Annotated in this window: 29 protein-coding genes and 1 pseudogene; 25 read left to right on the forward strand and 5 right to left on the reverse strand. The window is 43.3% G+C overall.

Annotation, left to right across the window (positions count from 1 at the left end; all coding sequences use genetic code 11):
* Both ctaF and ctaG read left to right on the forward strand, forming a co-directional pair.
* Positions 1-333: a cytochrome c oxidase subunit IVB gene (gene ctaF, locus Q3W56_RS00115; protein ID WP_302894098.1), complete on the forward strand. Its 333-nt coding sequence runs from the start codon at positions 1-3 to the stop codon at positions 331-333.
* A gap of 26 nt (positions 334-359) precedes the next feature.
* Positions 360-1,253, forward strand: a complete 894-nt coding sequence (gene ctaG, locus Q3W56_RS00120; RefSeq protein ID WP_302894099.1) for a cytochrome c oxidase assembly factor CtaG — start codon at positions 360-362, stop codon at positions 1,251-1,253.
* Between the two features lie 31 nt (positions 1,254-1,284).
* Here ctaG and Q3W56_RS00125 read toward each other — a convergent pair whose 3' ends face one another.
* Positions 1,285-1,647, reverse strand: a complete 363-nt coding sequence (locus Q3W56_RS00125) for a YugN family protein (RefSeq protein WP_080010280.1) — start codon at positions 1,645-1,647, stop codon at positions 1,285-1,287.
* Positions 1,648-1,786: 139 nt separating this feature from the next.
* On the opposite strand from Q3W56_RS00125, the gene Q3W56_RS00130 reads away from it, so the two are divergent.
* The 8 genes from Q3W56_RS00130 to coaD all read left to right on the forward strand — a co-directional run bounded on the left by Q3W56_RS00130 (position 1,787) and on the right by coaD (position 6,523).
* A complete protein-coding gene (locus Q3W56_RS00130) occupies positions 1,787-2,233 on the forward strand; it encodes a CBS domain-containing protein (protein ID WP_302894100.1) in 447 nt (148 codons plus the stop codon).
* Between the two features lie 84 nt (positions 2,234-2,317).
* Complete coding sequence (locus Q3W56_RS00135) at positions 2,318-3,355, forward strand: CAP domain-containing protein (protein WP_302894101.1); 1,038 nt, start codon at positions 2,318-2,320, stop codon at positions 3,353-3,355.
* Between the two features lie 250 nt (positions 3,356-3,605).
* Complete coding sequence (gene ylbD, locus Q3W56_RS00140) at positions 3,606-4,004, forward strand: YlbD family protein (protein WP_019714309.1); 399 nt, start codon at positions 3,606-3,608, stop codon at positions 4,002-4,004.
* 15 nt (positions 4,005-4,019) lie between these two features.
* A complete protein-coding gene (locus Q3W56_RS00145; protein ID WP_268399477.1) occupies positions 4,020-4,259 on the forward strand; it encodes a YlbE-like family protein in 240 nt (79 codons plus the stop codon).
* Between the two features lie 118 nt (positions 4,260-4,377).
* A complete protein-coding gene (gene ricF / locus Q3W56_RS00150; protein WP_019714311.1) occupies positions 4,378-4,827 on the forward strand; it encodes a regulatory iron-sulfur-containing complex subunit RicF in 450 nt (149 codons plus the stop codon).
* A gap of 54 nt (positions 4,828-4,881) precedes the next feature.
* Positions 4,882-5,154 carry a YlbG family protein gene (locus tag Q3W56_RS00155; RefSeq protein WP_019714312.1) on the forward strand — a complete coding sequence of 91 codons (273 nt, stop codon included), beginning with the start codon at positions 4,882-4,884 and terminating at the stop codon, positions 5,152-5,154.
* A 324-nt stretch (positions 5,155-5,478) separates the two neighbouring features.
* Positions 5,479-6,033, forward strand: a complete 555-nt coding sequence (rsmD, locus tag Q3W56_RS00160; protein WP_302894102.1) for a 16S rRNA (guanine(966)-N(2))-methyltransferase RsmD — start codon at positions 5,479-5,481, stop codon at positions 6,031-6,033.
* Positions 6,034-6,037: 4 nt separating this feature from the next.
* Entirely contained in the window at positions 6,038-6,523 is a 486-nt protein-coding gene (coaD, locus tag Q3W56_RS00165; protein WP_019714314.1) for a pantetheine-phosphate adenylyltransferase, read from the forward strand.
* A 10-nt stretch (positions 6,524-6,533) separates the two neighbouring features.
* Here coaD and spoVV read toward each other — a convergent pair whose 3' ends face one another.
* Positions 6,534-7,760 carry a dipicolinic acid transporter SpoVV gene (spoVV, locus tag Q3W56_RS00170; protein ID WP_268399473.1) on the reverse strand — a complete coding sequence of 409 codons (1,227 nt, stop codon included), beginning with the start codon at positions 7,758-7,760 and terminating at the stop codon, positions 6,534-6,536.
* A 180-nt stretch (positions 7,761-7,940) separates the two neighbouring features.
* Between spoVV and Q3W56_RS00175 the strand changes: the two genes are divergently transcribed.
* Both Q3W56_RS00175 and ddcP read left to right on the forward strand, forming a co-directional pair.
* Complete coding sequence (locus tag Q3W56_RS00175) at positions 7,941-8,723, forward strand: patatin family protein (RefSeq protein ID WP_302894103.1); 783 nt, start codon at positions 7,941-7,943, stop codon at positions 8,721-8,723.
* 1 nt (position 8,724) lies between these two features.
* Positions 8,725-9,750: a protease DdcP gene (gene ddcP, locus Q3W56_RS00180; RefSeq protein ID WP_302894104.1), complete on the forward strand. Its 1,026-nt coding sequence runs from the start codon at positions 8,725-8,727 to the stop codon at positions 9,748-9,750.
* 15 nt (positions 9,751-9,765) lie between these two features.
* On the opposite strand, the gene Q3W56_RS00185 is transcribed toward ddcP, so the two are convergent.
* Together Q3W56_RS00185 and Q3W56_RS00190 are read right to left on the reverse strand one after the other, a co-directional pair.
* On the reverse strand, positions 9,766-11,013 hold the full coding sequence (locus tag Q3W56_RS00185) for a nucleotidyltransferase (protein WP_302894105.1): 1,248 nt from the start codon (positions 11,011-11,013) through the stop codon (positions 9,766-9,768).
* Positions 11,010-11,193 (reverse strand): annotated as a pseudogene (locus Q3W56_RS00190) (hypothetical protein). The gene Q3W56_RS00185 and the pseudogene Q3W56_RS00190 overlap by 4 nt, the downstream one beginning before the upstream one ends.
* Positions 11,194-11,220: 27 nt before the next feature.
* Here Q3W56_RS00190 and Q3W56_RS00195 point away from each other — a divergent pair.
* From Q3W56_RS00195 to gerR, 3 genes are all read left to right on the forward strand, one after another.
* Positions 11,221-11,739 carry a YceD family protein gene (locus Q3W56_RS00195; protein WP_019714319.1) on the forward strand — a complete coding sequence of 173 codons (519 nt, stop codon included), beginning with the start codon at positions 11,221-11,223 and terminating at the stop codon, positions 11,737-11,739.
* Between the two features lie 21 nt (positions 11,740-11,760).
* On the forward strand, positions 11,761-11,940 hold the full coding sequence (gene rpmF, locus Q3W56_RS00200; RefSeq protein WP_003154457.1) for a 50S ribosomal protein L32: 180 nt from the start codon (positions 11,761-11,763) through the stop codon (positions 11,938-11,940).
* Between the two features lie 145 nt (positions 11,941-12,085).
* Positions 12,086-12,667 (forward strand): sporulation-specific transcriptional regulator GerR, encoded by a 582-nt coding sequence (gene gerR, locus Q3W56_RS00205; RefSeq protein ID WP_302894106.1) that lies wholly within the window; start codon positions 12,086-12,088, stop codon positions 12,665-12,667.
* Positions 12,668-12,723: 56 nt separating this feature from the next.
* Here the strand turns inward: gerR and Q3W56_RS00210 are convergent, their stop codons facing one another.
* Positions 12,724-13,206: an N-acetyltransferase gene (locus Q3W56_RS00210; RefSeq protein ID WP_014113703.1), complete on the reverse strand. Its 483-nt coding sequence runs from the start codon at positions 13,204-13,206 to the stop codon at positions 12,724-12,726.
* Positions 13,207-13,365: 159 nt separating this feature from the next.
* Here Q3W56_RS00210 and Q3W56_RS00215 point away from each other — a divergent pair, with 159 nt between their 5' ends.
* From Q3W56_RS00215 to murD, 10 genes are all read left to right on the forward strand, one after another.
* Positions 13,366-14,262: a 2-dehydropantoate 2-reductase gene (locus Q3W56_RS00215; RefSeq protein ID WP_302894107.1), complete on the forward strand. Its 897-nt coding sequence runs from the start codon at positions 13,366-13,368 to the stop codon at positions 14,260-14,262.
* A 70-nt stretch (positions 14,263-14,332) separates the two neighbouring features.
* Positions 14,333-15,952, forward strand: a complete 1,620-nt coding sequence (bshC, locus tag Q3W56_RS00220; protein WP_302894108.1) for a bacillithiol biosynthesis cysteine-adding enzyme BshC — start codon at positions 14,333-14,335, stop codon at positions 15,950-15,952.
* Between the two features lie 125 nt (positions 15,953-16,077).
* Positions 16,078-16,509, forward strand: a complete 432-nt coding sequence (gene mraZ / locus Q3W56_RS00225; RefSeq protein ID WP_003221402.1) for a division/cell wall cluster transcriptional repressor MraZ — start codon at positions 16,078-16,080, stop codon at positions 16,507-16,509.
* A gap of 69 nt (positions 16,510-16,578) precedes the next feature.
* The gene (gene rsmH, locus Q3W56_RS00230) at positions 16,579-17,514 is read left to right on the forward strand and encodes a 16S rRNA (cytosine(1402)-N(4))-methyltransferase RsmH (RefSeq protein ID WP_014113706.1); all 936 of its coding nucleotides are present in this window, start codon (positions 16,579-16,581) and stop codon (positions 17,512-17,514) included.
* Positions 17,515-17,550: 36 nt separating this feature from the next.
* Complete coding sequence (ftsL, locus tag Q3W56_RS00235; protein WP_003221405.1) at positions 17,551-17,904, forward strand: cell division protein FtsL; 354 nt, start codon at positions 17,551-17,553, stop codon at positions 17,902-17,904.
* A gap of 5 nt (positions 17,905-17,909) precedes the next feature.
* A complete protein-coding gene (gene pbpB / locus Q3W56_RS00240) occupies positions 17,910-20,051 on the forward strand; it encodes a penicillin-binding protein 2B (protein WP_483298512.1) in 2,142 nt (713 codons plus the stop codon).
* A 116-nt stretch (positions 20,052-20,167) separates the two neighbouring features.
* Complete coding sequence (locus Q3W56_RS00245; protein ID WP_302894110.1) at positions 20,168-22,108, forward strand: stage V sporulation protein D; 1,941 nt, start codon at positions 20,168-20,170, stop codon at positions 22,106-22,108.
* A 175-nt stretch (positions 22,109-22,283) separates the two neighbouring features.
* Complete coding sequence (locus tag Q3W56_RS00250; protein WP_302894111.1) at positions 22,284-23,768, forward strand: UDP-N-acetylmuramoyl-L-alanyl-D-glutamate--2,6-diaminopimelate ligase; 1,485 nt, start codon at positions 22,284-22,286, stop codon at positions 23,766-23,768.
* A gap of 111 nt (positions 23,769-23,879) precedes the next feature.
* Positions 23,880-24,854: a phospho-N-acetylmuramoyl-pentapeptide-transferase gene (mraY, locus tag Q3W56_RS00255; protein ID WP_302894112.1), complete on the forward strand. Its 975-nt coding sequence runs from the start codon at positions 23,880-23,882 to the stop codon at positions 24,852-24,854.
* Positions 24,855-26,210 (forward strand): UDP-N-acetylmuramoyl-L-alanine--D-glutamate ligase, encoded by a 1,356-nt coding sequence (gene murD, locus Q3W56_RS00260; protein ID WP_302894113.1) that lies wholly within the window; start codon positions 24,855-24,857, stop codon positions 26,208-26,210.
* Positions 26,211-26,217: the final 7 nt, after the last annotated feature.

Genomic DNA, 26,217 nt, shown 5'->3' on the forward strand with positions numbered 1-26,217 from the left:
ATGGTCGGTAAAAAAAGCAGAGAGCATATCAACAGCGACCTTGAATTTAAGAAAAAGAAGCACGCTCAGGAGATGAAATATCAGGTTCTGTCTTTTGGTTTAATGATTGGTCTTACGATTGTTGCATTTCTGACAGTGGCAACGGACGGTGTCGGCAGCTGGTTTACGATTCCTTTCATTATTTTGCTTGCTGCGATTCAAGTTATCTTCCAGCTTTATTATTTCATGCATATGAATCAAAAAGGGCATGAAGCGCCGGCACTGTTTTTGTATTCAGGCATGTTTGTCGCGTTCATCACTGTGCTTGCGTTTGTCACAATTATATGGTGGTAATGTGAACAGCCGCCGGAGGTGAAGGAATGAATCAGTTAGACGTGTTTGGGTTTCGCGCGATGTGGAGCCCTTATCTTTTTTGTATCCTGTTGGGTATTACGGTAATTTATCTCTATTTTTACTGGCGAATGTCTTCAAAGCCTGAACGGATAACAGGTAAAGAGATGATGTGCTTTCTATCGGCCATGCTGTTTTTATATGCAGCCGAGGGAAGTCCGGTTGACCTGCTCGGACATATTATGTTCAGTGCGCATATGGTGCAGATGGCTGTCCTGTATTTGGTCGTCCCGCCGTTATTGATCGCGGGAATTCCTGCATGGCTCTGGGAGAAAGTCATTTTCAGGCCTGCCATTAAACCGGTTTTTTCATTTTTCACGAAGCCTTTAATTGCTTTGCTTTTGTTTAACGGCATTTTTTCTTTATATCACGTTCCGCTTATATTTGATACTGTCAAAACAGATTCGTTATACCATACATTAATGACTTGGCTTATCTTTGTGCTTGCGTTTTTGATGTGGTGGCTGCTTGTACATAAGGTCGAGCGTCTTCGCCAGCTCAGCGGCTTGATGAAGCTGGGATATATTATGGCGGACGGTATGCTGCTCACGCCTGCTTGCGCCCTGATCATGTTCAGCGGCGCGCCGTTATATGCCACCTATACTGATCCGTCTGCGTGGGCTGAGGCAATGAAGCTTTGTGTACCTGCCGATATGATGGGGCAGGTCCCATTAACAGGACCGGAGATGTTTAATACACTGCCTTTGTTAGAGGATCAGCAGCTCGGAGCAGTTATGATGAAAATCATTCAGGAAATTGTGTACGGCACTTTTTTGGCGATTGTTTTTTTTCAATGGGTGAAGAAAGAAAGGGAAAAGGACGGGCAGGAGGAGCCGCCGTATATTCAGCAAACGATATCATAAAAGGTACAGCGTAAAATGCTGTACCTTTTCATTACATTTGAACTGTTTTTAACATGTCGGATATGTCCTGGATCAGTGACTTGCTTTTTGTCACAACCTGTACGGGAAACTCTTCTGTTTCTCCATATTCTACTCCGTGCGGGTAGTAATGCTTGCCTAAGAGAGGGGACATTAATTGAATCACGGCGCGGCCGCTTCCAACATCGCCCTCTGCCGCAATGCCCTGTATCCGCAGATAAAACGTACCCTCAATCGTCGAAAATTTCTTGTCATAGGTGACTCTTTCGTAATCCCATTGACCCGCTCTGACGAGGCCTTTGCTTTCCATCAAGTCGTCTAGCCAGCTGAGCTCAGCCTTTACCCCTTCAAGTCCGCTTTCAGTAAACTTCAACACTGACCCCTCCTTATAAAAATGACCTTTCCTGACAATCATAGTATGAAAGCGTTAAACTTTCAATGAATCTTCTTCTTTTGAAAGTATGCAAAAATTAAATTTTGACGACAATAGCACTAGACTAAAGGAGGTTATACGGATGACAAAAATAAAAGATCTGATGACAGCCGACTTGCAATATTGCACGGTATTAGATAATGTATATGAAGCTGCGGTAAAGATGAAAGACGCGAATATAGGGGCGATTCCGGTAGTTGGTGAGGATGGAGAAACACTTGTCGGCATCGTGACCGACCGTGATCTCGTGTTAAGAGGAATCGCCATAAAAAAACCAAACTCGCAAAAAATCACTGACGCGATGACCGAAAAACCTGTCAGCGTAGAGGAAGATGCTTCAGTCGATGAGGTTCTTCATTTGATGGCATCCCATCAGCTCAGAAGGATACCTGTTACTAAAAACAAAAAGCTGACTGGAATTGTCACGCTTGGTGATCTTTCTTTATCTGAGCAAACGAATGATCGGGCTGGCAGCGCCTTATCGGATATTTCCGAGGGTGATAATAGAGAAGAAGGTTTTTTTCATTAACACATAAATCTTTGACATGTTAAATAGGCTGTATTGTAATGAGATGTAAGGCAAGACTTTGTGATTTGCCACGGGGGTGATAGATTGAAAAATATTTTGAGGGCGATGGTGATCCTCATTATTATCTGCGGAACTTATGTTCTGTTTATTCAATATGGATCTGTTCCTGAAAAAAAATCAAATGACAGCGAGCCCCGAGTGTCTAACGAGGAAGCGCAAAGCGGCAAACGAATACATATGCCGACTTCAGGATTATTATCCTTTATGGGCAAGTCCGCTGATGACGTATTGAAAAAGCTCGGGGAACCTGAACGAATTGATCCTTCAGCTTATGATTACGATTGGTGGGTATACAATCAAGGCAAGGACCAGTATGTCCAAATCGGGGTATTAAACAATAAAGTGGTCACATTATTTGCTACTGGGAATGATATTAACGCGAAGCCTTTCGAAATTGGTGAAACAACAGGAGAAGTATTCAAGACGACCCAGGTGGCACCGTTTGTGAATGTAGAGTATAAAGGAAATTCCTATCGGTTTGAGTTTTCTGAAGAAGATATTAATACCAGACCGACTGTTAAGGTAGGTAAAATGTATGTCCAGCTGTATATGGACAAATTTGAGGGGAAGCTATCCAGCATCAGGGCGTTTGATGCGCAAACCTTTGTAAAGCAAAGACCTTATGAGGTTGTGTACCGCGGTGAATTAATGAAACCGGAAGCTGTTTCAGATGATAAGTGGAAAAAGATCCAAACGACGAGCGAAAAGCAAATACTTGATTTGACGAATGTCATACGCGTCAAACATGGGCTTGCAAAGCTTGAGTGGGATCAGCCGACGGCGGAAGTGGCCTTTGGACATAGCCATGATATGAAGGAAAATAATTATTTCTCCCATGTATCTAAAAAATATGGAACGCTGAAAGACCGCTTAGAAGAAGGTCATGTTGACTTTCAGCAAGCGGGAGAAAATATTGCTTATAATTATGTGGACGGCCCGGCTGCTGTAGAAGGCTGGCTGAATAGTGAGGGCCATCGAAAAGCGCTTCTGAATTCAGAATATACGCATCTCGGTGTCGGAGTAGACCGAAAATATTACACTCAAAATTTTATTAAGCGATAGTAATGAAAAGCCGCGGGACGAATGGTCCCACGGCTTTTCTAATTTTCACAAAAAACTTAACTATGCATGTGTCGTTGTTTTTAGCGGGATCAATGTAATGAGGAAACAGAGTCTCTATTCAATAAAGTCTTTTTCGCGAGTGTATGGGGCAAAGCTCTAAAAATTCATTCGAGAACGAATATAGGCGAACACAATGCCTGACAAAACGATACATTGTAGTAGGTATCGATTTTCGGAGGGGGTGAGGATTGTGGCGAATCAACATGCCAATCATTCAATCAATGACTTTAAACAATTCGTCAAAAAGCATCCCAAGCTGATAAAAGAAGTACGCAAAGAACAAAGAAGCTGGCAGGACGTATATGAAAATTGGGTCCTCTTCGGGGAGAGCGACCCGATTTGGGATCCGTATCGGGAACCGGTAGAAGCTGCGAAAGCTGTGCCTGAAACAGAGCAAAAAAATGATTTTGTCTCTAAAATGGTGACTGCGGTGAAAAAGATGGATGTCAATCAAATGAACGAACAAATTGATAAAATGAGTCAGTCGATCTCATCGTTGCAAAATCTTCTTCATACATTTTCCAGTAGCGACCAGAAACAATCTCAGCCAGGCTCTGGACAGCATCCTTTTTCTTTTCGAAAGGATTAAAAAAGGGGAGCTCATATGCGCAAAGAGGTACAGGAATTTATTTCAGCAAACGAAGAACGGAAACGATTCATCAGAGAACAGCCGATATGGTACCGCAGGCTTTCGAGAAAACCGGATGATCTATCCTCCTTTCAGCTTGAGATGATGAACTTTTATGAAAAAACCATACCGCACCGGGTGAACCAATTTACGAACGGGATTCAAATGGCGCAAATGATGATGCAAATGTTTCATGCGATGCGGACAAAAGATTAAAAGGCCCGAAAAAGGGTCTTTTTTCATGCTGTAAATGAAGGGGATTGTTTTCGGGTTGCGGTTAAGCATTTTCCAATTGGCTGGTTTCGTGGTAAACTAACAACTGGAGGTGCGTGCTATGTATGCGACGATGGAATCCGTGCGGCTTCAAAGTGAAGCTCAGCAGCTTGCCGAGATGATTCTGCAGTCGGAGACGGCTGAGAACTACCGCAATTGTTATAAGCGTCTCCAAGAAGATGAAGAGGCAGGACGGATTATTCGTTCTTTTATCAAAATAAAAGAGCAGTATGAGGATGTACAGCGTTTTGGCAAATATCATCCTGACTATAGAGAAATAACCCGGAAAATGAGGGAGATCAAGCGGGATCTGGACCTGAATGATAAGGTGGCTGACTTCAAGAGAGCTGAAAATGAGCTCCAGTCTATTCTTGATGAGGTTAGCGTCGAGATTGGGACTGCTGTTTCGGAGCATGTTAAAGTTCCGACTGGGAACCCTTATTTTGACGGTTTGTCTTCATGCGGAGGCGGCTGCGGTTCAGGCGGAAGCTGCGGATGCAAAGTGTCCTGACGAGACTGGCCGTCTCGTCTTTTACATATAAGAAAAATCAGGCAGGTGATTGTATTGGAGAATAGGCGCCAGGGCATGATTGTGTATTTGCAATCCCTAAAGCAAAGCAAAATGCTGAGGAAGTTCGGAAATGTGCACTATGTATCAAAACGATTAAAATATGTCGTGCTGTATTGCGATATGGACCAAATTGAAAAAACAATGGACAAGATTGCGTCTTACTCTTTTGTGAAAAAAGTAGAGCCTTCTTATAAACCGTTTTTAAAATTGGAATTCGAGTCAAAGCTTGATAAAGCAAAAGAATACGATTATAAAATCGGCATATAGCTATATAAAAAAATCCCCGCAGACTTCTGCGGGGTCCTTCTATTCCTTAACATGTTAAGGAGAAGGCAAAGGGAGAGGAGAAACCGGAGGAAGAACTTATGGGGAAACGTAAGTCTTCTCCGCGGTTGGCAACAACATCCTCTAGATGCTGTTGCTTATAGTATGGACAAGGATCAGTCTGCCTATACACCTGTTTATCAAGATTAGCGTTCATTGTTTGAAAGAATGCTTTATGTTAAGATAGGATTGATTTTTTTCTATGTACATAGCGGCGTCCGGCCGAACAAAGAAACAAAATAGCTTTTAGAAAAAGTGGTGTGGAACATGAGAGTAATTTCTGGATCAAAAAAAGGCCGTTCACTAAAGGCTGTGCCGGGAACATCAACAAGACCGACAACCGACAAAGTGAAGGAATCCATATTCAATATGATCGGCCCTTATTTTGACGGGGGCAGGGGACTTGACTTATTCGCAGGGAGCGGAGGACTTGGAATCGAAGCGCTTTCACGCGGGTTTGAGCATTGTATATTCGTTGACCGTGATTTTAAAGCGATTCAAACGGTAAAATCAAATTTAAACATGCTGGAGCTTACAAAAAATGCCCAGGTATACCGGAATGATGCGGAACGGGCTTTGCACGCTGCTGCAAAGAGAGAAACAGGCTTTCGCGGCATTTTTCTTGATCCGCCGTATAAGGAACAAAAGCTAAAAGCGCTTTTAACTATGATTGATGAATATCAAATGCTGGAAGAGGACGGCTTTATCGTTGCTGAGCATGACAGAGAGGTCGAGCTTCCCGAAACCGTAGGAGATCTTGTGATGACAAGAAAAGAAACCTATGGACTTACTGGTGTAGCGATCTATAAAAAGAGGGGGTAGTGATGTGGCGAGTATAGCTGTCTGTCCCGGCAGTTTTGATCCGGTGACCTACGGGCATCTGGACATCATTAGACGCGGGGCGCATATTTTTGAACAAGTATATGTATGTGTGCTGAATAATTCTTCGAAAAAGCCTTTGTTCAGTGTGGAAGAGCGGTGTGAGCTTCTGAGAGAAGTAACAAAAGACATTCCGAACATAACAGTTGAAACGTCGCAAGGACTGTTAATTGATTATGCAAAAAGAAAAAAGGCGAAAGCAATTTTAAGAGGATTGAGAGCGGTATCTGATTTTGAATACGAGATGCAGGGGACATCCGTAAACCGTGTGCTTGATGAATCCATTGAGACGTTTTTTATGATGACAAACAATCAGTATTCGTTTTTAAGTTCAAGCATCGTAAAAGAAGTGGCTAGATACAATGGATCAGTATCAGAGTTTGTGCCGCCTGAAGTAGAGCTGGCGCTTCAGCAAAAATTCGGACAAGGATGAGGTTTTTGACTCATCCTTTTTTTGTTCCGTTCGTCAGTCTGTAAGAAAAAATGATAATGTACGTAAACAACGCGCATAATGTGACAGCAGGCCCAATCTGCACAAGCAGATTCCAGCCGTTTATAAATGCAGTAGGCATCTCGCTTGTATTAAGAGATTTAAATACATACTGATACGGATCATGCCATGCCGTGTAAAGCGGTTTCCATAAAAGCATGACGAAGACGGCGGCATAAACGCCCTGCAGCAATCGTGCGATAAAGAATGGTTTAAATCTGATATCCGTTTCCGATAAAATGCCTGCCACCTGAGCTTGAACGGAAAAGCCGCTAAACCCGAGAATAAAGCTGACGACAATGGCTTTTTGCAGAAGAGAAACATCTGTCTCACTGACAAGCTTGCTTCCTAATGTGATTTCAAACATCCCTGATAAAAGGGGAATGTCCAATTGTGCCGGTAGCTGAAACAAGGTCAGCACGCCTTTTGTGATAACAGACAGAATTTCAGTCAGCTGCACCACGGACAACAGCCGGTTAAAGACAGAAAATAAAATAATAAAGCCTCCCACCATAAGAAGGGTTTGAACAGAAGAGGTCACGGCGTCGCCTAAAATTTTGCCCAGAGGCCGTTTTTCCGCGAGTCTGGCGGTATGCAGAGCGTGTAAAGCATCTTTAATCGAAGGAAAAGGTATTGTATTCTTCCCTCTGAGAAGCTGCTCTTCCTTGCGGCCATAAGAACGCATCGTTAAACCGACAGCCAGATTCCCCAAATAGTGTGCAGAAGCCAATAAAATGCCCAATGACGCGTTTTGGAAGAAACCGACGGCAACAGCGCCGAAAATAAAGAGCGGGTTTGAAGAATTGGTAAATGACGCAAGCCGTTCTGCTTCTACTCTTGAAATCTGCTTTTCCTGCCGCAGACGGGCAGTGAGTTTTGCTCCCGCTGGATTTCCTGATGCCATTCCCATAGCAAGAACGAAGCCGCCAACACCAGGCACCCGAAAGATTGGCCGCATAAAAGGCTCAAGCAACACACCGACAAACCGCACAATGCCGAAACCGATTAGAAGTTCAGACAGAATAAAAAATGGCAGCAATGACGGAAACACAACCTCCCACCACATAGAAAGCCCGGTTTTAGAGGCTTCGAATGAGGCCTGCGGATGTGAGATAACAGTTGCTGTTAAAAATAGAAAAAACGAAGCAATTAAAAGTGTGTTAATCTTCGACAAGTTCATTCTTACCTCCCCGATGCTAAAAATGCCCAATGACATGTATATCATGATAAAATAATGTATGACACGAAACGGCCAAGCAGTACCTGTCCTCTTGATTCTTTGTACTAATATACGAGCATAGGGGCTCAGTTTAGACCATAGAATTCAGTATACAGGGAATTCAGGCAGGAGGTTAACGCGTTGGCCAAACCTAAAATCGGGTTAGCGTTAGGATCGGGAGGGGCCAGAGGGCTCGCTCATCTCGGTGTGCTTTCCAGTTTACATAAGCACCAAATTGAAGTAGATATGATTGCGGGGAGCAGCATGGGCGCTTTGGTGGGCAGTTTCTATGCCGCCGGCCATGATGTGGCAACGATGAAAAAAGTCGCCAAAGCCTTTAAGCGGCGGCTTTATGCTGATTATACGGTGCCCAGACTTGGTTTTTTAAAGGGTGACCGCGTCAGGCAGCTTGTGCATGCTTATACATTCGGAAAACCGATCGAAGAGCTCCAAATCCCGCTGGGCATTGTAGCCTGTGATTTACAGACGGGAGAAAAGATTGTGTTCCGCAAAGGATCAGTGTCAGATGCGGTGCGGGCCAGCATCAGCATACCGGGTATTTTTATTCCGCAGAGGCTGGGCGGACGGCTTCTTGTAGACGGGGCAGTCGTCGACCGAATTCCGGTTTCAGTTGTAAAAGACATGGGGGCTGATATCATCATCGCCTCGGATGTCTCCAGGGTTCGAAAAACCGAAACAGCGGCGCATATTTTTGATGTGATTATGCAAAGTATGGATATACTTCAAAATGAATTGGTGCGACATCAAACGATCGCCGCAGATATCATGATTCGCCCTTCTCTTGAAACATACAGCTCAAGCTCGCTTGCTAATATTGATGCAATGATATCGGCAGGCGAGGAGGCGACAAATCGAATGATCAGCAAGATAAGAAAAGAAATAGAGAATTGGGAGGGCTCATAATTTGCTACGTAATAAACATTTCACCTGGATGCTTGTCATCCTCATTCTGATTGCCGTTTTATCATTTATAAAACTTCCATACTATATTACAAAACCGGGAGAAGCGACTGAACTTGCTTCACTGATAAAAGTAGAGGGAGGCTACCCGGAAACAGGGAGTCTGTCCTTAATGACCGTCAAAGTGGGACCGGCTAATCCGTTCACATATGTGTGGGCAAAGATGCACCCTTATTATGAAATTGTTCCTGATGAGAGCATCAAGGAAGAAGGTGAATCAGATAAGGAGTATATGAAAAGGCAGCTCCAAATGATGCGAAGTTCGCAAGAAAACGCGGTTATAGCGGCCTATGAACAGGCAGGAAAAAAAGTCAGCTATAGCTTTAACGGCATATACGCAAGCTCGGTTGTAGAAAACATGCCTGCAAAAGGGAAAATAGAAGTAGGTGATAAAATCATCAGTGCAGACGGCAAAAACTATCAGTCTGCCGAAAAACTGATTGATTATATCAGCAGTAAAAAAGCGGGAGATAAAGTCGCATTAAAAATCGAAAGAGAAGAAAAAGTAAAACGTGTCACCCTTACGTTAAAACAATTTCCTGATGAGCCGGATCGGGCAGGAATTGGAGTTTCGCTCTATACGGACAGAAACGTCAAAGTAGAACCTGATATTGATTTTGAAATCGAAAATATTGGCGGTCCGTCAGCGGGGTTAATGATGTCACTTGAAATCTATAATCAGCTGACAAAAATAGATGAAACAAAAGGCTACGATATTGCGGGAACCGGTACGATTGATGTTGACGGAACAGTAGGCCCGATCGGCGGCATTGATCAAAAAGTCGTCGCCGCAGACAAAGCCGGAAAAGACATTTTCTTCGCGCCAAATCAAAACGGCGCCAGTAATTCTGATTATAAAAATGCGGTGAAAACAGCAAAAGATATTGATTCAGACATGAAAATTGTGCCTGTTGATACGATGCAGGATGCGATTAATTATTTGAATAAGCTGAAAGCGAAAAGCACCTGATCCTCAGGTGCTTTTTTATATGTTTAAAAAACGTCGTTCATCCTCATCATATCGAATCGGCGCATGTCCGTATTCTTGCAGGTCAAACTCAGTTCTCAGCGGTTCTTCTATTGGCAGGCTGTAGATTCTGCTTGCTTTTATGTCCAGGTTGAGAGCTGGATGGGAGAATGAGGACAGTTTGCTGACAAGCGTAACAGACAGTGCTTTTTTCTTTCCCGATAAATAAGCCTGTCCTTTTTTTGTCATGCCGAGAAGCCTGATATAAGGCACTTCTTCGTCTTTAAGCAGCTTGTGCATATCTTGTTTTTTCGTTCTGGTTAAAATGTGCGTGTTCATCCGCTGGAGTCTTGTCCACGTATAACGTTTTGTTTTCAGCAGCTCCATAAATTCCTGATAAGTGCTGGCTTTTCTGATCGAACGTAGAATTCTGTGCTCTAAGCCTTCCTCCACCTCGTATACTTCCTGTAATTCCTGTGCTGTTAGAGTTGAAAGGCTGTATTTCAGGTAAGAAAAATAGCTTTCAGGTGTATGCCACAGTCCGAAAGACTTTCGGTAATGTGCTAATTCACGTGCGGATGCAACAGGCAGAAAACGAAGGCAGGCATTAAGATTCTGTTCAATCATCGCTTTTCTGATGCTTGTAGCACTTGCGATATGGTTTTCGCCTTCAGGAAGGTCGGCATCATGATAGTCCGAGGAGATGCGTGCTGTAGTACAAGGTTTCATCGAATATCCCCCGGAAAGAATAGAAGTCACATAATGGTATCCTAGAATGTTATTTGGTTTTGACAAATCAAGTGTATTTGCGGTATGTAAAATGGAGCTGAATGCGATAGCTGCCGCGGCTGGATAATTGGCACCCTTTTTAAGTTCTTCTTTAATACGCTGATCAAATGTAAGTTTATGCTTATCAATAAGCTTTGCTGTTTCTAAGAAAGGCTCAATATCACCATTTTCACTACCGAAAAACAGCGCCTCGCATCCAAGTTTGTTCAGGATGGAAACACTGCCGCGTGCAAAAATCTCCGCTTTTTGCACTGCATAAAGATATGGCAGCTCAATGACAAGATCGACTCCGCTTTGCAGCGCCATTTTTGTTCGGGCCCATTTTGATACTACAGCTGGTTCTCCGCGCTGTAAAAAATGTCCGCTCATTACCGCGACAGCCGTGTCGCATCCGGTTTGCCGCTTTGCTGTTTGGGCATGATAAAGGTGACCGTTATGAAAGGGATTATATTCAACCACCAATCCGACAGCTTTCATATTTTTTCCGCCTTTCTTGCTATGTTTAAAAACGTATGGTACATTTGCAAATGGAAACTCTTACGTCTTTTTTTGTTTAAGTGTATGCATAGCATATTCAACTGTCAATAATACTTGAATGGCAGCATTATGCTGTAAAGAAAAAATATTGACAAAAACAATCTTAAAAGCTATAATCATGTTTGTTGCTTTCATGAGGTGATACAAATGAAATGGACGATTTATCAGCTGCATCAAATGCCAAAACAAAGTTTTGAGTTTGATGAAACAGTTGAGTTAAATGAGCTGACAAAGCTGAATTCTGACATTCGCCGCATTTCTCCCGTCCGGGTGAAGGGCAGAGCGGATATCAAACCCAAACAGGTTTCGTTTGATTTTACAATTTCAGGCGAAATGATTTTGCCATGCTCAAGAACACTCGTTGATGTTCCGTATCCATTTGAAATTTCAACAAAAGAACTGTTTATATTTCATCAGACGGATGATATAGAAGATGATGACGTTCACATTGTTGAGGACGATACTATCGACTTAACTCCGATCGTGAAAGAAGAAATTCTTTTAGAAATCCCTATGCAAATCTTTTGTGAATCTGAACAAGAAAAAGGAGCTGCTCCTCAAGAAGGAAAGGACTGGCAAGTCATTTCGGAGGAAGACAAGAAGAAGCAAGTTGATCCGAGACTCGCAGCCCTTGAAAAGCTCTTAAAACAAGATGATGAATCTTAACTCTTTAAGGAGGTGGGAATAATGGCTGTACCTTTTAGAAGAACTTCTAAAATGAAGAAAAGATTGCGCCGTACACATTTCAAACTTAATGTACCTGGTATGACAGAATGTCCGTCATGCGGAGAGATGAAATTGTCTCACCGTGTATGCAAAGCATGCGGATCATACAACGGCAAAGACATAAATGTAAAAAGTAACTAATAAGAAAAGCGCAGGCTGAAAGCCCTGCGCTTTTTCTTTTTCTCTTCATGTCAGCTTGCGGAAAATTTGTGAGTGCAAATAGTCTATCTAATCTATTACCGGCATATGTATGAGATAAATAAGCTGACATGGAGGGAGATTGAATTTGACCATTACAAGACAAGATGCTTGGACTCAGGATGAGGATTTGCTGCTGGCAGAAGTGGTGCTTCGTCATATTCGAGAGGGAGGAACACAGCTTTCCGCCTTTGAGGAGGTTGGAAGGGCGCTGACCAGAACTGCTGCAGCCTGTGGTTTCAGGTGGAACTCGTATGTGAGAAAACAATACCAGTCAGGCATAGAGCTTGCGAAAAAGCAGAGGAAAGAACTGAGAAAACAAATCGGCGTACATTCTGTTAGTATGCCGAATTCAGTTAAACAGGCTGCAACGGCAGCGTCAGAAGGAAAACGAGATTTGTCCATTCAGGATGTCATTCAATTTCTCGAACAATTCAAAGAAGCACCGTCTGCACGAGACTTTCAGCTTGAAAGGGAAAAACTGAAGGAGCAAATTCAATCGCTGCAAAAAGAGCTTGAGGATTTACGGAGTGAAAATCAAACATTGAGGAACCAGCTAGAGATGACAGAAGAGGATTACAAGGCTCTGATCGATATCATGGATCGGGCCAGAAAAATGGTTGTTTCAAAAGAAGACGGAAGAATGAAAAAAGCGGCTCAAGAAACGTAATGGAACGCCTGAAATGAACCGGCCCTAGAGTAAGAAATAGGCCGGTTGTTTTATTTCTATGCAGATTCCCCGGGTGTCATTTCATGATCCATATCGGGATGCCAGATGAGCGGGTTTTCCCCTTTGTCCCGCGCCATATCGTATTTAACAGTTTCAAAATTCATTTTATTCCAAAACTCTGCTGATTTCATTCGCGGATTTGTGCGAATTGGCATTTTGAATGATTTAGCGAATTCAACCAACGCTGTCCCGTATCCTCTGTTCTGGTAGCCCGGAAGAACTTCAAGCTTCCACAGCTCCAAGTAATCCTGGCGGTTGTCGAAGTAAGGATTCGATTTGCCGTTAACTTGATACAGACTCATTCGCGCTACAAGTTTATCCCCGAAATAAATTCCGTAAAAAGGTGAGGTGCTGTCATTTTCAATAATATTATCCTGAAGGTCTTCAAGCATTGAAAGTTCCTGAATGCCGTATTCTTTGAATTTCTTGAATTCTTCAAGTGTTTTATAGTTGATTAGCAGACGTTCTACCTTTACCAAACCAAACTCCCCCTTTGTTGTTTCTGCATATATTGTAAACGCTTTTTTCAAAAAATCCAAATATTTAAACTTTAGTTTTAAGCACTCGGAATCTTTGAGAAGTAATTTCTGTGTACTTCTGCTATGATAATACGTAAAAGCTAAATTGGGTGTGACGTCATGAAAATTGGAATTATCGGCGGAGGTTCCGTCGGTCTTTTATGCGCCTATTATTTGTCACTTCATCACGAGGTGACTGTTGTGACAAGGCGGAAAGAACAGGCTGCGGCCATTCAGTCTGGAGGAGTCCGGCTTTATAAAGGCGGCAAAGAATTCAGCGCTGATTGCAGTGCGGACACGAGTATCAATATAGATTTTGATCTTCTTGTCGTGACAGTGAAGCAGCATCAGCTTCAGTCTGTTTTTCCGTTGCTTGAACGGATCGGGAAAACGAACATATTATTTTTGCAAAACGGCATGGGACATATCCACAACCTAAAAGACTGGCATGTTGAACATTCCATTTATGTTGGAATTGTTGAGCACGGAGCTGTAAGAAAATCAGATACAGCTGTTGATCATACAGGCGTAGGTGCGATAAAATGGAGCGCGTTCGACGATGCTAAACCAGATCGGCTGAACATCTTGCATCAACATAATCGCTCGGAATTTCCAATTCTTTATGAGAGGGATTGGTATCCCCTGCTGACGGGCAAGCTGATTGTAAATGCCTGTATCAATCCGTTAACCGCGTTATTGCAGGTGAAAAATGGAGAACTGCTGACAACGCCAGCTTATCTGGCTTTTATGAAACTGGTTTTTCAAGAGGCATGCCGCATTTTAAGGCTTGAAAACGAAACAGAGGCTTGGGAGCGGGTTCGGACCGTTTGCGGGCAAACGAAAGATAATCGCTCTTCTATGCTGGTTGACGTCATTGAAGGCCGGCAGACAGAAATTGATGCCATTATCGGATATTTATTGAAGGAAGCAAGACTTCACGGCCTTGATGCCGTCCATCTGGAGTTTTTATACGGCAGCATTAAAGCTTTGGAGCGAAATACAAACAAAGTCTTTTGAGCTTTTTCTGTAACATGCTATACTCATTTCGGATAACTAACTATTTATTGGAGAAAGGAAGTTCTAGAAGATGCAGCTAACTGAACTTTCCATCAAAAATCAGAATGTGTTTGTACAGCACTATATAGATGGCAAAGAAGATATGTCTTCTTATTTTGATTACAGCATTCATAATAAGGATATGTGGGGCGAAAGACTGAAAGACTTATCCTCCCGGTTTTTCGCAAGAGAGGAATTGGCGGCGTACTTATCCTCATATCATAACAAATTCGGTTCAAGTGCCATGCAGTCTGCTATTGAGAAGCTGAAGGACCCGTCAAGTGCCGCTGTTGTCGGCGGACAGCAGGCCGGACTTTTAACAGGACCGCTTTACACGATACATAAAATCATTTCAATCATTGTGTTAGCAAAGGAACAAGAAAAGCAACTGCAAGTGCCTGTCATACCGATCTTCTGGGTGGCCGGAGAAGACCACGATTTGGATGAGATTAATTTTGTCCATACATCCGAAGAGAACGGGCCTGTGAAAAAAAAGCTGCCTCAGTCTTATTGGAAGAAATCTTCGGCAGCAAGCACATCACTTGATCAGGAAAAATGTGCCGCGTGGATAGATGATGTATTTGCCGCTTTTGAGGAAACGGACCACACGAATGCACTTCTCGACAATGTAAAACGATGTTTAAGGGAATCTGTTACATTCACTGACTTCTTTGAATTGCTGATCGCGGATCTGTTCCAAGAGGAGGGTTTAGTTTTATTAAATTCTGGAGATCCGGGGATTAAAAAGCTGGAAACGGCCATGTTCCAAAAGATTCTTCGGGAAAATGATGAACTCGCCCGCGCGGTTTCAGATCAGCAGGCCTTCATGCGTGAAGCAGGCTACAAGCCGATTATCGAGTCCGGAAAAGAACAGGCGAACCTGTTTTATGAATATGAAGAAGAACGTTTTTTAATTGAGAAAGACAACGGTCATTTTGTCGTCAATGAGCTTAATCTTACATGGACGATGGATGAACTTTATACACATATGGAAGAGCATCCTGAGCGTTTTAGCAACAATGTCGTGACGAGGCCGTTAATGCAGGAATACCTCATTCCGACTTTAGCATTTATTGCAGGGCCCGGAGAAATCAACTATTGGGGTGAGCTCAAACAGGCCTTTGCGGTGATGGGCTTTAAAATGCCCCCTGTTATGCCAAGGCTGAACATTACGATACTTGAACGGCATATTGAGAAAAAGCTGCTTGAACGGAATATCTCATTACAAGACGCGATTGAACGCGGAACAGAGAATCAAAGAGAGACATACTTTGAGCACCAGATTCCGGAAGAGTTTACAGCAGTGATGGATGAGGCGAAAAGCCAAATTGAAGCGATTCACAAAGCGGTCCGGCAGGAGGCGTTGAAGGTTGATCAAAGCATGGAACCTTTACTCCTGAAAAATGCCGCCTTTATACAGGATCAGCTTCAGTTCTTAGAGCGTACTGTGACGAAGCGAATTGAAGAAAAAGAAGGCTATGTCCTGAAGGATTATGAGAGAATCCAAAATAGCATTAAGCCGCTTCTTGCGCCGCAAGAACGAATTTGGAATATTATGTACTATTTAAATAGGTATGGTCCAAAATTCTTCACATCGTTCAAAAATCTGCCATTTTCTTTTCAAAATCAACATCAAGTTGTCAAACTTTGAAATAAAGTTTTAAAGAACCCTGAATAGTTCAGGGTTTTTTTTTAAGGGTAAACAGTGTAAAATGAAGTTGTGGAGAGAAGTGGTGGATAGTGGTGAGTTAAGGAGAGAAAGTGGGGCAAGAGATCATGTTTATGGGTGAATATCAGCATACCATCGATGCGAAGGGCCGCATGATCGTACCCGCTAAATTCAGAGAAGGCCTAGGTGAGCAATTTGTGCTGACTAGAGGGCTTGACCAATGTCTCTTCGGCTACCCTATGCACGAATGGAAACAAATAGAAGAGAAACTAAAAGCACTTCCTCTCACTAAAAAAGATGCCCGCGCGTTTACCCGTTTCTTCTTTTCAGGGGCGACCGAATGCGAACTGGACAAGCAAGGCAGGGTAAATATCGCATCATCTCTATTGAATTACGCCAAACTGGAAAAAGAATGTGTTGTTATCGGGGTTTCTAATCGAATTGAATTGTGGAGTAAAGTAATTTGGGAACAATACACAGAAGAGCAAGAAGATTCATTTGCTGAAATTGCTGAAAACATGATTGGGTTTGATATATAATGATTCTTCGTGTATAACACTCTAAAAACAATTTCAATTCATCCTGATAAAAGGTGGGACCAACACAATATGTTTCAACACAAGACAGTACTTCTTCGTGAAACCGTAGACGGGCTCAATATTAAACCGGACGGTACATATGTAGACTGCACACTCGGTGGAGCTGGGCACAGTACATACTTATTGCAGCAGTTATCCGAGAAGGGGCGTTTAATCGCTTTTGACCAAGACGATATGGCATTACAGCATGCGAAAGAAGCGTTGTCCGATTATAAAGGGCAGCTTATTCTGATTAAAAGCAATTTCAGGTATTTAAAAGAATGTTTGAATGAACAAGGCATTACTGAAGTAGACGGTATTTTATTTGATTTAGGGGTGTCTTCTCCGCAGCTGGATACACCGGAACGCGGATTCAGTTACCATCATGACGCACCGTTAGACATGAGGATGGACCAGTCGGCCACACTTACGGCGAAAGAAGTCGTTAATGAGTGGCGCTATGAAGATCTCGTTCGTATATTCTTTAAATACGGCGAAGAAAAGTTCAGTAAACAGATCGCCAGAAAAATTGAAGAGGCAAGAATCAAATCTCCTATTCAAACTACGGGCCAACTGGTCGATCTAATAAAAGACGCGATTCCCGCTCCAGCGAGAAGGAGCGGAGGACATCCTGCTAAACGCGTGTTTCAGGCAATCAGAATTGCTGTGAACGATGAACTTAAGGTGTTTGAAGAGGCTTTGGAGCAAGCAATTGAGGTTCTGAAGCCAGGGGGAAGGGTATCAGTCATTACCTTCCACTCGCTTGAAGACAGAATTTGCAAATCCACTTTTAAAGAAAAGTCGTCACTTCCGGAACTTCCTCCGGGTCTTCCAGTCATACCGGAAGAGTTTGAACCGGAGCTAAAGCTCATCACACGAAAACCGATTACGGCATCTCAAGAAGAGCTTGAAGAAAACAACCGGGCTCGTTCTGCGAAGCTTCGGATTGCCGAAAAAAGAAAATAAAAACGCGAAAGCAAATTAAAAGGAGGTCATCAGCCTATGAGCAATTTAGCTTACCAACCAGAGAAACAGCAGCGGCATGCGATTAGTCCTGAGAAAAAAGTGATTGTCAAGAAAAGGGCTTCCATTACTCTCGGGGAAAAAGTGCTCCTTGTCCTCTTTGCTGCGGCGGTGCTCAGCGTATCGCTTTTGATTGTATCGAAGGCGTATGCGGCATATCAAACCAATATTGAGGTGCAAAAGCTTGAGGAGCAAATTTCAGCCGAAAACAAGCAAATTGGTGACCTCGAAAAAAATGTTGCTGATTTAAGCAAACCCCAGCGCATTATGGACATTGCGAAAAAGAACGGCTTGAATTTAAAAGATAAAAAAGTGAAAAACATACAGGAATGATTCAAATGCCAAAAAAGAATAAATTTATGAATAGAGGAGCAGCGATTCTAAGTATTTGTTTCGCTCTCTTTTTCTTTGTCATCCTGGGGAGAATGGCATATATTCAAATAACCGGAAAAGCGAATGGCGAAGTGCTTGCGACAAAAGCGACAGAGCAGCATGAAAAGAAGCGGACCATCGAAGCGAGCCGCGGCTCGATTTTAGACCGGAAGGGAAAAGTGATAGCAGAGGATACAGCGACATATAAACTGATTGCCATTCTCGATGAAAAAATGACCACTGATATCAAGCATCCTCAACATGTCCAAAATAAAGAAAAAACGGCGGAAGCGCTATCTAAAGTGATAAAGATGGACAAGGCTGACATTCTTGATATCTTAAATAAGGATGCGAAACAAGTCGAGTTCGGCTCAGCAGGCCGGGATATTACGTATTCGCAAAAGCAAAAAATCGAAAAGCTGAAACTCCCGGGCATTTCATTTTTACGGGATACAAAACGCTACTATCCAAACGGCGTTTTTGCATCCAATTTAATCGGCTATGCCGAGGTTGATCAAGAAACAAATGAAATTTCCGGCGCGATGGGATTAGAAAAAGTGCTGGATAAGTATTTGAAGGAGCGGGATGGATATGTGACATATGAAAGTGACAAATTCGGCTGGGAGCTCCCGAACAGCAAAAATAAAATTACAGCACCAAAAAATGGTGACAATGTATATCTAACCATTGACCAGAAAATTCAAACCTTTTTGGAAGACAGCATGACGAAAGTGGCGAAAAAGTATAATCCGAAAAAAATCATGGCCGCAGTCGTCGACCCGAAAACAGGCAAAGTGCTTGCCATGGGGCAGCGCCCAAGCTTTGATCCGAACACGCGCGATGTGACGAACTACTATAATGATTTAATTTCATATGCGTATGAGCCCGGGTCGACAATGAAGATTTTCACACTCGCTGCTGCAATGCAGGAAAATGTGTTTAATGCGAACGAACAATATAAATCAGGAACATTTGAAGTTGGCGGAGCACCTGTTAAGGATCACAATAACGGTGTAGGCTGGGGTCCGACAACATATCATGACGGCGTCCTAAGGTCTTCGAATGTTGCATTTGCGAAACTGGCGAAAGAAAAGCTGGGATATGACCGCCTCAATCAATATTTGCACAAATTCAATTTTTATCAAAAAACAGGTATTGATTTGCCAGGAGAAGTCTCCAGTAAAATTAACTTTAAATATGAATTTGATAAGGCGTCAACCGCATACGGCCAAGCGTCTGCGGTCACACCAATTCAGCAGCTTCAGGCCGCAACGGCAATTGCGAATGACGGTAAAATGATGAAGCCTTATGTCATTGACCATATCGTTGACCCTGATAAAGATAAAACTATTTATCAAAATAAGCCAGAATCAGCCGGAACTCCGATTTCTGCAAGCACAGCGAAAAAGGTGCGAGATATATTGGGAGAAGTCGTTACGTCGAAAATCGGAACAGGGAAGCCCTATAAAATCGAAGGATTTGATGTTGCCGGGAAAACAGGTACTGCACAAATAGCAGGTAAAGGCGGATATTTGGACGGAACAGATAACTATATCTTTTCGTTTATGGGTATGGCTCCAAAAGATGACCCTGAGCTTTTAATTTATGTTGCTGTACAGCAGCCGCAGTTAAAAGTAGGACAAAGCAGTTCAGATCCAGTATCAGAAATCTTCAACCCAACAATGAAAAACAGCCTGCACTACCTGAACATTGAACCGACTGAAACGTCTGATTCAAATAAGGAAGAAACGAAAGCGCAGACAATGCCTGATTTAACAGATCAAACGGTAACTGCTGCCCAAAAGAAAGCAAAAGAAGAGAATCTCACACCGATTGTCATCGGCAGTGATGTCGCTGTAAAAGAACAGTATCCAAAAGCAGATGAGGAAGTTCTGACCAATCAAAAGGTGTTCCTGAAAACGGGCGGCAACATCAAAATGCCTGATATGACAGGCTGGTCGAGAAGAGAGGTTCTTCAGTACGCCGAGCTGGCGGGAATTCATATTGAGGTAAGCGGACAAGGCTATGCTGTCAGCCAAAGCGTTAAGAAGGACAAAGAAATAAAAGACAAAACCGTCATCAAGGTTAAGTTTAAAAATCCGGATTAAAAAGAAAGCTTGCGTTATGCAGGCTTTCTTTTTTTATACCTTCAGTTGAGCATCGTTCTACCTGTCCGATTACAGGCATAAAATGAAACAAGCCTAAATAAGGAGTGAACGGTCTCTTGCGCGTCTCGAATGTAACGGTTAGAAAACGTTTATTATTTGTTTTGCTTTTTGGCGTGATCGTGTTTTTGATCATTGATACTAGGCTGGGGTATGTTCAGTTTGTGATGGGCGAGAAACTGACTTCGCTGGCGAAAGATTCCTGGAGCAGGAACTTGCCGTTTGAGCCGGAGAGAGGCGAGATTTTGGATCGGAACGGTGTAAAACTCGCAACAAACAAAAGTGCGCCGACCGTATTCGTCGTGCCGCGCCAAGTCCAGAATCCAATGAAAACGAGCAAGCAGCTGGCGGCGGTATTAAACATGTCAGAAGAAAAAGTATATAAGCATGTGACGAAAAAAGCGTCAATTGAAAAGATAACTCCGGAAGGAAGAAAGATATCAAATGAAAAGGCGAAAGAAATTAAAGCGCTTGATTTAAAGGGAGTGTATGTAGCGGAGGATAGTATCCGCCATTACCCGTTCGGCAGCTTTTTATCTCATGTGCTTGGATTTGCCGGTATTGACAACCAAGGACTCCTTGGACTTGAAGCCTATTACGACGATGATCTCAAAGGTGAAAAAGGGTCTGTTAAGTTTTATACGGATGCCAAGGGGAAGAAAATGCCTGATGAAGCGGATGACTACACGCCGCCTAAGGACGGGCTTGATATGAAGCTGACAGTTGATTCAAAGGTTCAGACGATAATGGAAAGAGAGCTTGATAACGCTGAGGCCAAATACCACCCTGACGGTATGATTGCCGTCGCCATGAATCCGAAAAACGGAGAAATATTGGGAATGGCGAGCAGACCTGACTTTGACCCGGCTGATTATCAATCGGTCGATCCGTCAGTCTACAATCGGAATCTTCCGGTATGGAGCACGTATGAGCCGGGATCTACCTTTAAAATTATTACACTTGCAGCAGCACTAGAGGAGCAAAAAGTAAATTTAAAACGTGATCAATTTTACGATAAAGGGCATGCGGAAGTGGATGGAGCGAGACTGCGCTGCTGGAAAAGGGGCGGCCACGGACTGCAAACGTACCTTGAAGTTGTACAGAACTCCTGCAACCCGGGGTTTGTTGAATTAGGCGAACGCTTAGGAAAGGAGAAGCTTTTCAAATATATCAAAGGCTTTGGTTTTGGACAAAAAACGGGAATTGATCTGCAGGGCGAGGGAACAGGAATTTTATTCCCGCTTGACAGAGTAGGTCCGGTGGAGCAAGCGACTACGGCTTTCGGACAGGGGGTATCTGTCACGCCGATTCAGCAGGTTGCAGCCGTATCTGCCGCTGTAAACGGAGGAACGCTCTACACACCTTATATTGCAAAGGAATGGATTGACCCTGTAACGAAAAAAACAGTTAAAAAACAATCACCAATCGCAAAGAAACAAGTTATTTCTGAGGGGACATCAAAACAAATCCGTTATGCACTAGAGAGCGTCGTCGCGGAAGGCACGGGCCGCAACGCATTTGTTGAGGGGTATCGTGTCGGCGGTAAAACGGGAACTGCACAAAAGGTTAAAGATGGAAAATACCTTGAAAACAACCATATTGTATCATTTATCGGTTTCGCGCCGGCTGACGATCCGAGTCTTGTCGTCTATGTCGCGGTAGATAACCCGAAAGGCACGATTCAGTTTGGTGGAACGGTTGCAGCGCCAATTGTCGGTAATATTATGAGAGACAGCCTGCCGGAGCTTGGTGTGAAGCCTCGGAAAAATCAAATCGAGAAAAAATACCAATGGAACGACACAAAAACAGTAGAAGTTCCGAATGTTGTAGGGATGTCTGTCTCAGATCTTGAGTCACTTTTGGTGAATCTCAATGTGGATGCTTCCGGGAAAGGAAGCAAAATCGTTAAACAATCGCCAGCTGCCGGAACGAAAGTAAAAGAGGGCTCAAAGATACGCGTTTATTTGACTGAAGAAGATGAAAAGGAGGCAGCCGATTAATTCGGGCTGCCTTTTATATTATTGCAGAAAAATTGCTGATATCTTTCAAGATTAGCTGGATGTATCCTTTTATTTACGCTAAAATATGAACTGTATGCTTAAAATCATTATCACATCAGTTGACGTGACTTCAATGATAAAAAGAACGAACTAGAATGTTGAGAGGTTTGATACGATGAAACTTACAAAGCTGCTTACATATTTAACAACCGAACCTTCTGTAAACGACTCACAAGACCCTGAAATAACTTCAATTGAGATGGACTCCAGAGAAGTAAAAGAAGGGAGTCTTTTTGTATGTGTAAAAGGGTATACGGTGGATGGTCATGATTTTGCGCAAAAAGCAGTAGAAAACGGTGCAGCGGCTATTGTGGCAGAAAGAGAGCTCGATGTGGATGTGCCTGTCATTATAGTCCGGCGGTCACTGCGAGCGCTGAGCGTTTTGTCGGATGCGTTTTACGGACAGCCGACTAAGAAGCTCCAGCTGATCGGAATCACAGGTACAAACGGCAAAACATCAACGACCCATATGGTCGATGAGATTATGAAAAAAGCGGGAAAACGCACAGGCCTGATCGGTACCATGTACATGAAAATCGGTGATGAAACAATTCCCGTTAAAAACACGACTCCGGAAAGCGTCACACTGCAGAAAACGTTTAAGAAAATGAATGACAAGCAAGTAGACACTGCCATCATGGAAGTTTCTTCTCACGCTTTGTCTTTGGGACGTGTTCATGGGTGTGATTATGATATTGCCGTGTTTACGAATTTAACGCAGGACCATCTGGACTACCATAAAACGATGGATGAGTACCGACAGGCAAAAAGCCTGCTCTTTTCTCAGCTTGGCGGGGCTTTCAACCACGAACATCCAAAGCGTGCCGTACTGAATGCTGACGATGAGGCGAGCGCTTATTTTGAAAAGGTAACCGCAGCGCATATCTCTACATACGGAATTAAAAACAACGCTGATGTGATGGCGAAGAACATCACGATCACTGCACAAGGAACAAGCTTTGATCTTGTGACAATGAAAGGCACTAAGCACATTACAATGTCGCTTGTCGGACAATTTAATGTGTATAATGTGCTGGCAGCTGTTGCAACATGTATCGCAGCGGGCATTCCGTTTGATACCATTACCGCAGCTGTTGAAGAATTGCATGGTGTAAAAGGCCGATTTGAATTGGTCAATCAGCAGCAGGAGTTTCCGGTCATTGTAGATTACGCACACACGCCGGACAGCCTTGAAAATGTGCTGAAGACTTGCAGGGACATGACGGAAGGAAAGCTTTTTGTCGTTGTTGGCTGCGGGGGAGACAGAGATAAGACGAAACGCCCGAAAATGGCTAGAATTGCTGTGGAGTTGGCTGACGAACCGATTTTCACTTCAGATAATCCGAGAAGCGAAGATCCCCGCGCGATTTTAAGAGATATGGAAGCTGGCGTTGAGAACGAATACTATCACAGCATTGCAAACCGCGAGCAGGCGATCTTTTTCGCGATTGCCAATGCCAAAAAAGGTGACGTTGTTCTTATTGCCGGAAAAGGACACGAAACCTATCAGCAGATTGGAAGCGAAACTTTCGATTTTGACGATACTGAAGTGGCGGCGAGAGCCATTGTCGAACTCAATAAAAATAAGACAAATTCATAGGAAAGAGATGTTATGGAATAATGGAGCTTGAAAAGATGTTTCATATGGAAAAAAATCATGAATATGATAACTACGTATGTCGTTTGAAAGAAACAGGAGGAGAAAAGGACAATGCTTGAGCAAGTCATTCTGTTTACAATTTTAATGGGATTTTTAATTAGTGTTCTGCTCTCTCCAATTCTTATTCCGTTTTTAAGAAGATTAAAATTCGGCCAGAGTATTAGAGAAGAAGGACCGAAATCACATCAGAAAAAATCAGGGACGCCGACAATGGGCGGGGTCATGATCATACTTTCTATCATTGTGACAACAATTGTTATGACACAGAAGTTTTCAGAAATAAGCCCGGAAATGGTGCTGCTACTGTTTGTTACGCTCGGCTACGGGTTGCTTGGCTTTTTAGATGATTACATCAAGGTCGTCATGAAGCGCAACCTTGGATTGACGTCAAAGCAAAAGCTGATCGGGCAAATTATTATTGCGGTTGTATTTTATGCCGTGTACCATTACTACAATTTTGCGACGGACATTCGCGTGCCCGGAACTGACTTGTCATTTGATCTTGGCTGGGCTTACTTTATCCTGGTGCTCTTTATGCTTGTCGGCGGATCAAATGCAGTTAACCTGACTGACGGTCTTGACGGTCTATTATCCGGTACGGCTGCGATCGCTTTTGGCGCATTTGCTATCCTGGCATGGAATCAGTCTCAATATGACGTAGCGATTTTCTCAGTTGGCGTTGTCGGTGCAGTGCTGGGCTTCCTCGTATTTAATGCTCATCCGGCCAAAGTCTTTATGGGAGATACGGGATCGCTTGCATTGGGAGGAGCTATCGTTGCCATTGCCATCTTAACGAAACTAGAGATCCTGCTGGTTATCATCGGCGGTGTATTCGTTATCGAGACATTATCCGTTATTCTGCAGGTTATCAGCTTTAAAACGACAGGTAAACGAATCTTTAAAATGAGTCCGCTTCACCACCATTATGAGCTTGTCGGCTGGTCTGAATGGAGAGTAGTCGTGACGTTTTGGGCTGCGGGACTTTTGCTTGCCGTTTTAGGAATTTACATCGAGGTGTGGTTATAAGTGGAAAATGATCAATTTTTACAGAATCAGCATTTTTTAATCCTTGGTCTCGCGAAAAGCGGGTATGCGGCGGCATCCATTCTTCATGAAAAAGGCATTTATGTTGCAGTCAACGACCAAAAGCCTTTTGAAGAAAACGAACCAGCGCAAAAGCTTTCTGAAAAAGGAATCGAGGTTGTTTGCGGGGAGCATCCAGTTTCTCTGTTCGATCAGCATCAAATCACAGTTCTGATCAAAAACCCGGGAATTCCTTATGAAAATATTATGGTTCAGGAAGCGGAAAAAAGAGGCATTCCGGTTTGGACGGAAATTGAGCTCGCTTACTACTTGACAAACGCCAAGTATATCGGGATTACCGGATCAAACGGAAAAACGACCACGACAACGCTGATTTATGAAATGCTCAAAGCTGACTCGCAAAAGGCACTGATTGCGGGGAACATCGGCACAGTCGCAAGTGAGGTTGCCTATCATGCTGATGGGGATGAATGGATCGTTACTGAACTGTCTTCGTTTCAGCTGATGGGAACACACGCTTTCAGACCGGAAATCAGTCTGATTTTAAACGTGTTTGACGCTCATTTGGATTATCACCATACGAGAGAAAACTATGAAAAAGCGAAACAGAAAGTGTATCTTCATCAGACTGCCTCAGATAAAGCCATTGTCAACCAGAATGATGAAACTGTCGTGCGTCTGGCTGAAGCAGGAAAAGCCGAAATCATCCCATTTTCAGTCACCAAAACGCTTGAACAGGGCGCTTATGTAAAAGACGGTATGATTATGTTTAACGGCGAAGCCATTATTCCTCTGGAAGAGGTTGTGCTGCCCGGCGCTCATAATTTGGAGAACATTTTAGCTGCTATTGCAGTTGTGAAAACAGCAGGAGCGTCCAACGAAGCAGTCAAAAAGGTGCTGACAAGCTTTACTGGCGTGAAGCATCGTCTCCAATATGTCACAACAGTGAAAGGCCGCAAATTTTATAATGACAGTAAGGCGACAAACATTTTGGCGACAAGCAAGGCGCTTTCAGCGTTTGACAAACCGGTCATCTTGCTTGCGGGCGGACTGGATCGCGGAAATGGTTTTGACGACTTAAAACCGTATATGAAACATGTCAAAGCAGTGCTTACATTTGGCCAGACAGCGCCGAAACTTGAGAAGCTCGGCAATGAGATGGGAATACAACATGTCAAACGTGTCGATAATGTTGAACAAGCAGTATCTGCGGCGTTTGCGCTCTCAAATGAAGGAGATGTCATCCTGCTGTCACCTGCGTGTGCGAGCTGGGATCAATTCAAAACATTTGAAGAACGTGGTGACATGTTTATACATGCCGTGCATATGCTTAAGTAAGGGCTTG

It is taken from the genome of Bacillus sp. C28GYM-DRY-1, from assembly GCF_030519405.1.
GTDB classification, from domain to species: Bacteria; Bacillota; Bacilli; order Bacillales; family Bacillaceae; genus Bacillus; species Bacillus spizizenii_A.